Source organism: Microcystis sp. LE19-195.1E (genome assembly GCF_027532095.1).
GTDB lineage: Bacteria > Cyanobacteriota > Cyanobacteriia > Cyanobacteriales > Microcystaceae > Microcystis > Microcystis aeruginosa.
Genome location: NZ_JAPZSZ010000115.1, coordinates 1 through 8,427, shown reverse-complemented (window position 1 = coordinate 8,427; position 8,427 = coordinate 1). Strand labels below are relative to the sequence as shown.

Genomic DNA, 8,427 nt, shown 5'->3' with positions numbered 1-8,427 from the left:
AAGCAGGGTGTAGGGTGTAGGGTGTGGGGTGTGGGGTTTTACCGATTTTGAGGGGGTCAATTACCTAATTTTCAGGGAAAAAGTACCTGAATTTCCCCCTGATCACTCCCATGCCAGGCACTTTTGGATTTCAAAAAGGTCGAAAAGTCTTATCCAACAAGGTTTTTAGATTTATTCAGCAAACCCTATGTATTGCTTAACTTATGCTTGGTTGTGGAGATAAGATAAAATTGTCGCCTAAACTTGTTCTCAACTCAGGGAAGGATAAATCTTAGGGATTTCTTCGGGAGTACCAGCGCAATAAATCTATTGATAAAGAATAGTTTCAATGCCAATCCGCAGACCTTTGAGCCGAAGGAAATGTTGGGATTAACCAGGATTTGTTATAATTAATCTTAATAGACAGTCCCTCGAGAGCAACAATATGTTAAATGCAGTGGAATTTAAAGCCAAAATCCAACAAGGTATCATCGAAATTCCCGAAGAATACCAACAGGACTTTAGGGAAGACAGCGAAGTTCAAGTTATTGTGATCAAACAAAATAAAAAAATATCAACCACTGGAATCATTGCTCAATTAACTCAAAATCCCGTTGCTGTTAAAGGTATTCGTCAATTAAATCGTGAAGAAATTCATCAGCTATAATTATGACCAATTCTCTTTATTTTTGTGATTCTAATATCTGGCTATACCGTCTTTTAATAGACCCAGAGTGTAACGATGCTGCAGAAATGCGAAAACACAATCTAGCGACCGCTTTAACTAGCAGGGAAAATATCTTAATCAGTACGCAAATTATTAATGAAGTTTGCGCTGTCCAAAAAAGCAAAAATAAGTGAAGTTCAAATTAGAGAAATTATTCAAGAAATTTACGATGGATGTGTTGTTATTCAACTTGATCGCAATATTATTTTAAGAGCCTCTGAACTCCGCACTCAATACAGTTTTTCTTTTTGGGATAGTTTAATTGTAGCTAGTGCCTTAGCAATCGATGCTAGTCTTCTTTACTCTGAAGATATGCAGGATGGATTAATAATATCCAATCAACTAACTTTAATTAATCCCTTTCGATCGAGTTGATTATAAGTATGATATTATTTAATTACTCATTTAATCAATAGTGATGAATAGGCAACAAAAGCGAGTTTTATCCCTATTTTCTGGCTGCGGGGGAATGGACTTAGGATTAGAGGGAGGTTTTTGGGTACACCAAGACTGTATTAATGAAAATATTCATCAAGATTGGATAGTAGAAAGACGGGAACCATGGCTAAAACTACCGCGCACTTCTTTTGAAACTGTCTTTGCTAATGATATAACTAAAGCTGCCCATAATGCTTGGATTCCCTACTTTGAAAAAAGGGGTAAAAAGAATGTATTTCACTTGGGTAGTATTGTAGATTTAGTCAAACAAGCAGAAAAAGGAGAGTTCCAGTTTCCCAGTAATATCGATGTAGTAACGGGAGGTTTTCCCTGTCAAGATTTTAGTGTTTCAGGAAAAAGAAAGGGGTTTAATTCTCACAAAAGTCACAGGGGTAAACTGCTAGACGAGAGTGAAGATAGTTTTCAGGATAATCGCGGAAAACTTTATTATTGGATGAAGAGAGTTATTGAATTAACCTTACCTAAAGTTTTTATTGCTGAAAATGTCAAAGGTTTAATCTCTTTGGCTAATGTTAAAGATATAATTGAAGATGATTTTAGTGCCATTGGTAAAGATGGATATATAGTTATCCCTAAACTTCTCTTTGCTCCCGATTATGGAATTCCCCAAACTAGGGAAAGAATTATCTTTATCGGTTTAAATAAAACCTATTTAAAAGCGACAGCGATAGGACATCTAGAAAATAATGATATTTTTCCGCATCCAACCCATAAAGTTATTAAGCATCAATTAAATCTGTTTGAGTCAATATATCCTCTTAAAACTTACAGTACAGTGGGTCAGATATTATCAGGTTTAGAAGAACCAGAAGATGAGTTATTTGACCTCTCACAAAAAAGCTATTCAAAAGCTAAACATTATGGTAAAACTCAGGGACAAATCGAGGTTAATTTACAGGGTTTAGGTCCGACTATTCGCTCGGAACATCACGGTAATATTGAATTTAGGAGATTATCTTTAGAATTAGGGGGAAAGATAGTTAATGAGTTAGAAGCAGGGTTAAAAATGAGACGTTTAACTGTGCGGGAATGTGCGAGAATACAGACTTTTCCCGATGATTTTCAATTTGTGCGTCAACAAAATAAGGGAGATGGAAAATATTCACTTTCGGCTACGGATGGTTACAAATTAATTGGTAATGCTGTCCCACCTTTGCTTGTTTACCATATTGCTAGACACCTAGAACATCAATGGGATTATTTGTTTGAAGATATTTATTCAGTCAGCCAAAATTTATGTGTAGCATTGCCTTAATAATTGGGTGCATCTCATTTTTATAAATCTACTAAGTTGGGGTTTTTAAAGGGAACCTCTCTTTGAAAATTGGGCGTTACTTTCGATTTTATGACTCAATCCAAGCGTTTGGGGGGTAGAACCCCCAAACCCCTCGCGCATTTGCTTTTCGGTGAGATGCTTACACGCAGTTGTTAATATACTTGTACCAATTTAAGATTCACCAATAATTGCCGATTGTCGCTATTTCTGCAAATGTGAGATGCAACCTTAATAATTTCTGCTAATAATGTTTCTATACTTGCCATGGTTTACTAATCCTAAATTGAGAAAACAAATTATAATCTTTTTAGATGAACGTAGGTTGGGTTGAAGTATGAAACCCAACGCCCGCATGGGTTACGCTACCGCTAACCCATCCTACAAATAATTGTGCCTCCCTACTTAATTGGGCATCAACTCCTCAAAATCACAACTTGACACCTCACCCTTAAGATAACTGGTTCATCTGAGTTCGGAATCAGGGAAAACTGCAAAATTTCCCTAACCCGAACTAACCTTAATTACAAAACCTTATGGGTGTGAGAATGTTGTTTGACGTTATCCTCCGTCTGTACCACATGAACAGCATTCAAGATGCGTTTTTTCTCTAGAGAAAAGTTTAAATCGTCTTTTTGGCTGCCCAAGGGGATTAACCCTTGCAGGTGGGGTTGATTTTTATAGGTGCGAGTGGCCGCAATCGCCCTTTCGACAAAATTCTCGCATAATTGGGTATTATCGGGAAAATTACTAGGTATTTGAGGATTATCGTCCTGAAAAACCTCTCCTAAACTCATGGCGCGGGCAAATTCGTAGGAAGTGGGAATTCCTTTGACAATTGCCTCTAGGGCTGCCGAGGGAATCGGTTCTAACACCGCCACTTTTTCTAATTCTCCCTCCTGTTTGAGAAAACAAATCGCTAAACCGAATACACAATAATCATCTTTTGTCAAGTCAGAAATGTTTAAGAATTGTGTCGCTGTGGCCATTATTTTGATCCTGAGTCGCTCTTTCTTTAATCTTGCGGGCGATAAGCGATCGAATCAAGGTTTTTATTAAGAGATATGAAGGAGAAAAATTTAGCTGGGTTGGGCGGCGCTAACCCACCCCAATACGGAAAAAACTGAGAACTGTTAGACTAGAAACCAGCAGATTAACTGATAAACCAGCTTTATGTCACCCACTCTACTCATCTCCAAAGAACTCCCCACCCTGAAATATAATCCTAGTCTGGAGCGCTTTGATAGCTCTTGGGCGGCTCCTTTGTCCACTCTTCTGGGACTGGGACGGGCTGCCGGGGCGACTTTTATCGAATTTTTCCTAGAAAGAGTCAACTATATCAGTTGTTTAGCCGAAGATGACAGCATCACCAGTCTCTCACCGAAACTATCTACAGGTGCAGGAATCCGCCTTTTTCGCGGGAAAGCTGATTGTTATGTCAGTACCAACGATTTAAGCTTCCAAGGCTTAAAAAATGCCCTAGAAAAAGGTTTATCGATTCTCGGTTTAAACCTACCCAGTCCTAACGCGTATATTCCCGAAATCAATCTGGAAATGTTCCGGGATTATGCCACGGTCAAAAACAAAGATATTTGGCTGAATAATTGCAGTTATTTGGGAGAAATGGGTGATATTCTCCTAACTGCTAACGTTCAACTCAATCAGAAAGCCTCTCACGTCCAATCTCGTCGCGCCGCTTATTTTCGCGATTGGCAAGAAATTTTAGTTGCCGCTAGTGATGGCACTTTTGCCCGGGATATTCGCCTCACCCAATCGGTGGGCTATAATCTCCTCTGTGCCGATGGGACTAATCGTTCTAGCATTGGTAAACGGGTGGGTAGTACCAGTAATCCCGATTTTCTGCGGACGTGGAATGCCGAGGAATCGGCGGCAGAAGTGGCCGAATCGGCGGGTAAAATGCTTTACGCTGACTATGTAGAATCCGGCAGTTATCCCATCGTCATGGCCAATGAATTTGGCGGCGTTATCTTCCACGAAGCCTGCGGTCATTTGCTAGAAACTACGCAAATCGAGCAAAAAACCACACCCTTTCTCGATAAAAAAGGCGAAAAAATCGCCCACGACAACCTGACGGCGTGGGACGAAGGATTATCCGATAAAGCTTTCGGTACTATCGATATGGACGATGAGGGAATGCCGGCCCAGCGTACTCTCCTAATTGAAAATGGTATCCTAAAAAACTTCATTGCCGATCGCACCGGTTCAATTAAAACCGGCCATCCGCGCACGGGTAGCGGTCGCCGTCAAAACTACACCTATGCCGCCGCTAGTCGGATGCGGAATACCTACATCGCTCCCGGGGAATATACCCTCGATAATCTCTTTAATTCCATCGATAAAGGCATTTATTGCAAAAAAATGGGCGGTGGTAGTGTGGGGGCGACCGGGGAATTTAATTTCGCCGTCGAGGAGGCCTATCTTATCGAAAATGGCAACCTGACTAAACCCCTGAAAGGCGCGACTTTAATCGGTTCAGCTAAGGAGATTATGAATAAAATCTCTATGTGTTCCCAAGATTTAGGTCTAGCGGCGGGTTTTTGCGGTTCCGTTAGTGGTAGCGTTTATGTCACCGTTGGTCAACCCCATTTAAAAGTCGATTCTATTACCGTTGGCGGTCGTTAATCATGACTTTAGTGATTCTCTACTACTTCCTAATTGCCATCATGATAGTGGGAATAATTGGCGAACTGCTGCCCGCTATCCCCGGCATGAGTTTGATTTTAATCGCCATGCTGGTGTGGGGTTTTGTCACCAAATTTGCGGGGATGGGGGTCGCTTTAACCGTGGCCTTTGTTGTCCTTCTCCTCAGTCTGGGGGTGGAATTCCTCGCTAGTTATCTCGGCGCCCAAAAAGTTGGGGCGAGCAATTGGAGTCAAATCGGTCTAGTAGTGGGTTTATTAGCGGGAATATTCGGGCTTTTACCCGCTTTACCCATTGGCGGACCGATTATCGGCTTATTTGTCGGTCCTGTGGTGGGGGCTTTTTTGGGAGAATACGCCTATCGTCGCGATTTGGAATTAACTCCCCGTTTGCAACAATCCCTAAAAGTCTGTGTCGGTATCGTCGTCGGCACGGTTATCGGTCACGTTGCCAAAGCTATGCTGGCCACGGCCGCCGTTATCGTCTTTATTGTCACCACTTGGCCCAATCTCTCTTCAGTTATCAGTTAGAAGATGTTGAATGTTGGGATTTTATTTGAAATTTCCCCATTCCCCCATTCCCCCACTTCCCTATCACTATCCTCCAACACCAAAAAAAATCTATGCCAAAAGTTGAAGATATCGCCCAAATCGCTAATTCTAGCGCCCAAGCTTTAGGAATTGCTAAATACGACATCTATGGTTCCTCGGTCGATGAAACCGATGTGGATGTGTTTCAAGGGGAACCCAAACAGGTACAAGCTTCCAATCGTTCCAGCGTTATCGTTCGCGTCTGGAATCGGGATAATCAAGTCGGTGTCACCTCGACCACCGATGTGGACCCGGTGGGACTGCAATTAGCCCTGAAAACCGCCCAAGAAGCCAGCTTTTTTGGTGTTAAGGAAAATGTCCCCGATTTTAGTCCTGCCGCCACCGCACCTACCACAGAAGTGGCCAGCGAAATGTATAATCAAGCAGCTGTATCCACTCTCGTCGATAAGTTATTAGCCGCCGAAAAATCCCTACTAGCGGCCCATCCGGCTATTGCCAGTGTTCCCTATAACGGTTTGGGACAACAGCAGGTCAGACGTTTTTATCTCAATAGCGACGGGGCAATGCGTCAGGAAGCGCGTAGTTATGCCAGTGTGTATTTATACACCAAAACCGAACAGGAAGGCAAAAAACCCCGCAGCGCTGGTGCTTTTCGGGTGAGTCCGGGACTGGAAAAATTAGATATCGATGGTTGCATCGAGGAAGCGATTACCAAAACTGTTAGCCATCTAGACTATCAACCGATTACCACGGGTAAATATTTAGTGGTTTTTGCCCCCCGGGCCTTTTTGAGTCTCATAGGAGCATTTTCTAATCTGTTTAATGCCCAAAATGTCCTTGATAAACAGAGTCTTTCTACTCCTGAATCTTTGGGAACACAAATCGCTGCTACTGCCTTAAATTTGTGCGATGATTCCCTCCATCCGGCTAATGTTGCCGCAGAAACTTTTGATAGTGAAGGCACTCCCACCCGTCGTGTGGAATTAATTAAAGAGGGGATTTTGAGTAATTTTCTCCATAGCACGATTACCGCTAAACGGATGAATACAGAACCGACTGGCAACGGTAACATTGGGTCAAAAGTAACAGTTAGTCCCCATTTTTATCACGTTTTTGCTAGTGCTAATCAACCAAAAAGCTATTCTTTGGAAACAGCAGAAAATGTGGTTTTAATTGATAGTTTACAGGCACTTCATGCGGGAGTTAATTCTCTACAAGGTTCCTTCTCTTTGCCGTTTGACGGTTGGTTAGTGAACAAAAATGAGCGCATTAGCATCGATTCCGCTACCGTAGCTGGGGATATTTTAACACTGCTGAAATCGATTGTTTATCTGGAACCGGAAGCAGTTATTACTCCCAGTGGTGTTTGTCCCTACGTTTGGGTAGAGGGTTTATCAATCACAGGAGAAGCTTAACACTATACCAGACCAAAAATAGGGGGTATTAACAAGGGTAATACCCCCGCAAGATGGATGCTAATTTTATAGTCGTGGGTAAGCTGTTGACTATGCAAATTACAATAAATCTGGTTATTAAAAACTGATTAGGGTTTGCGGCAAAAAGTACGGGCGAAGCATTCGGATAGAAAATCTACGGTTTCACCATAGGTTATTGCCCGAATGCTTCGCCCCTACAGGACGCGGGCCGATGAAGACCCAAGGTTTTGAACCACGATTCTCTCAAAATCTTGCACCTGTGGGAGCAAAACAGGACACTAAAACCCTTATCTCGTTTATATTTCACATTTATTCAGCTTTAGTATTACTCCTAATTAAGAACTATTTTTCAGCCGGGGGAAACCAATTATCATCTAATGTTTGTTCGAGGGATATATGAGCGTCTGAATTGAGGGAAAAAAGCTGAGAAACTGATTTAATCGCCACTGGATAAACTTTATCATACATAGCTGCTAATTCTGGCCGTAAGCTGGGACTATCTTCTAAACGATGCTGAATTTGGGCGCGAAAATTGACTATTGCTGCCGCCCAATGATTACCTGACCGTTTTTTTTCTTCTTGCCAATAAGCCAGCTTTAAAAGCTGTTCGATAAGACGGGTTAACAGACTCATTAAAGCTCGTCTATCACTTTTCCCCATACTCTCGATTTCTTCAATTAAATTATCCCAATCCACCTGCTCAAAATTGCGCTCTCGTAACTGTTTTACCGTCTCTTTTAGCCATTGATTATAATCAGTTTCGTAGGCAGTTGACGACATAATTTAACTCTCCATAGAAAATTACTTAGTAGATTAAGAAAGGTTAATGGGTGTATCCATTGATAGATAGGGGTTTTCGGCTATTGTAGTAGATATCTATGGGGGAAATCCAGATATATTCTAGAACGCGAGGTGTGGAACCTGACGCGATTGCCCATAAAAATGCCAGGTTTTTGAACGTGGACTCGTTGAACCAAGAATCCCGAAGCGCTGGGGTGGGAGTGTCAATCGGATTCTCTCAAGAAACCCGCTTTCTGACTTGTAGTAAGATTGAGGGCATAGTATGGCAATTTCGTAGGCGATGAAGGCAGCGGCAGTTATTGAACAGTACAAAAACGGGCGACGGGATTTCCGGGGGGAATCCTTGCGGGGTGGTAACTTTCGCGGTGCGGACTTAGCGGGGGCGGATTTCAGTGGTTGTGATAAGCTAAAACGCACTTAAACCACCTAAAATAGAAATAGTAATTTTAGAAAAATCCTACTTATGCCAGCCAAAGATTTCCTAGACTTAGAAGAAAAGAAAAACTTACAAAAAGCTCTTAAAGAAGAAGAAAGAGCAGA

The 8,427-nt window shown here is 41.9% G+C and carries 8 protein-coding genes and 1 pseudogene; 7 read left to right on the top strand and 2 right to left on the bottom strand.

What is annotated here, in order from left to right; all coding sequences use genetic code 11:
• The first annotated feature begins 424 nt into the window (after nucleotides 1-424).
• The 3 genes from O9300_RS07010 to O9300_RS07000 all read left to right on the top strand — a co-directional run bounded on the left by O9300_RS07010 (nucleotide 425) and on the right by O9300_RS07000 (nucleotide 2,420).
• Nucleotides 425-646 carry a hypothetical protein gene (locus O9300_RS07010; protein WP_287970885.1) on the top strand — a complete coding sequence of 74 codons (222 nt, stop codon included), beginning with the start codon at nucleotides 425-427 and terminating at the stop codon, nucleotides 644-646.
• A 156-nt stretch (nucleotides 647-802) separates the two neighbouring features.
• Nucleotides 803-1,081, top strand: coding sequence for a PIN domain-containing protein (locus O9300_RS07005; RefSeq protein ID WP_287970883.1), 279 nt, complete (start codon nucleotides 803-805; stop codon nucleotides 1,079-1,081).
• 43 nt (nucleotides 1,082-1,124) lie between these two features.
• On the top strand, nucleotides 1,125-2,420 hold the full coding sequence (locus tag O9300_RS07000; RefSeq protein ID WP_287970881.1) for a DNA cytosine methyltransferase: 1,296 nt from the start codon (nucleotides 1,125-1,127) through the stop codon (nucleotides 2,418-2,420).
• A 542-nt stretch (nucleotides 2,421-2,962) separates the two neighbouring features.
• Here O9300_RS07000 and O9300_RS06995 read toward each other — a convergent pair.
• Entirely contained in the window at nucleotides 2,963-3,427 is a 465-nt protein-coding gene (locus tag O9300_RS06995) for a hypothetical protein (protein WP_287970878.1), read from the bottom strand.
• Between the two features lie 184 nt (nucleotides 3,428-3,611).
• Between O9300_RS06995 and O9300_RS06990 the strand changes: the two genes are divergently transcribed.
• The 3 genes from O9300_RS06990 to O9300_RS06980 all read left to right on the top strand — a co-directional run bounded on the left by O9300_RS06990 (nucleotide 3,612) and on the right by O9300_RS06980 (nucleotide 7,065).
• Complete coding sequence (locus O9300_RS06990; protein WP_287970876.1) at nucleotides 3,612-5,081, top strand: TldD/PmbA family protein; 1,470 nt, start codon at nucleotides 3,612-3,614, stop codon at nucleotides 5,079-5,081.
• Nucleotides 5,082-5,083: 2 nt separating this feature from the next.
• Nucleotides 5,084-5,629 (top strand): DUF456 domain-containing protein, encoded by a 546-nt coding sequence (locus O9300_RS06985; RefSeq protein WP_287667656.1) that lies wholly within the window; start codon nucleotides 5,084-5,086, stop codon nucleotides 5,627-5,629.
• A gap of 92 nt (nucleotides 5,630-5,721) precedes the next feature.
• The gene (locus O9300_RS06980; protein ID WP_287970874.1) at nucleotides 5,722-7,065 is read left to right on the top strand and encodes a TldD/PmbA family protein; all 1,344 of its coding nucleotides are present in this window, start codon (nucleotides 5,722-5,724) and stop codon (nucleotides 7,063-7,065) included.
• A gap of 363 nt (nucleotides 7,066-7,428) precedes the next feature.
• On the opposite strand, the gene O9300_RS06975 is transcribed toward O9300_RS06980, so the two are convergent.
• A complete protein-coding gene (locus O9300_RS06975; protein WP_190722679.1) occupies nucleotides 7,429-7,866 on the bottom strand; it encodes a DUF29 domain-containing protein in 438 nt (145 codons plus the stop codon).
• Between the two features lie 301 nt (nucleotides 7,867-8,167).
• On the opposite strand from O9300_RS06975, the pseudogene O9300_RS06970 reads away from it, so the two are divergent.
• A pseudogene (locus O9300_RS06970) lies at nucleotides 8,168-8,290 on the top strand (pentapeptide repeat-containing protein); the annotation flags it as partial.
• Between the last annotated feature and the right edge of the window lie 137 nt (nucleotides 8,291-8,427).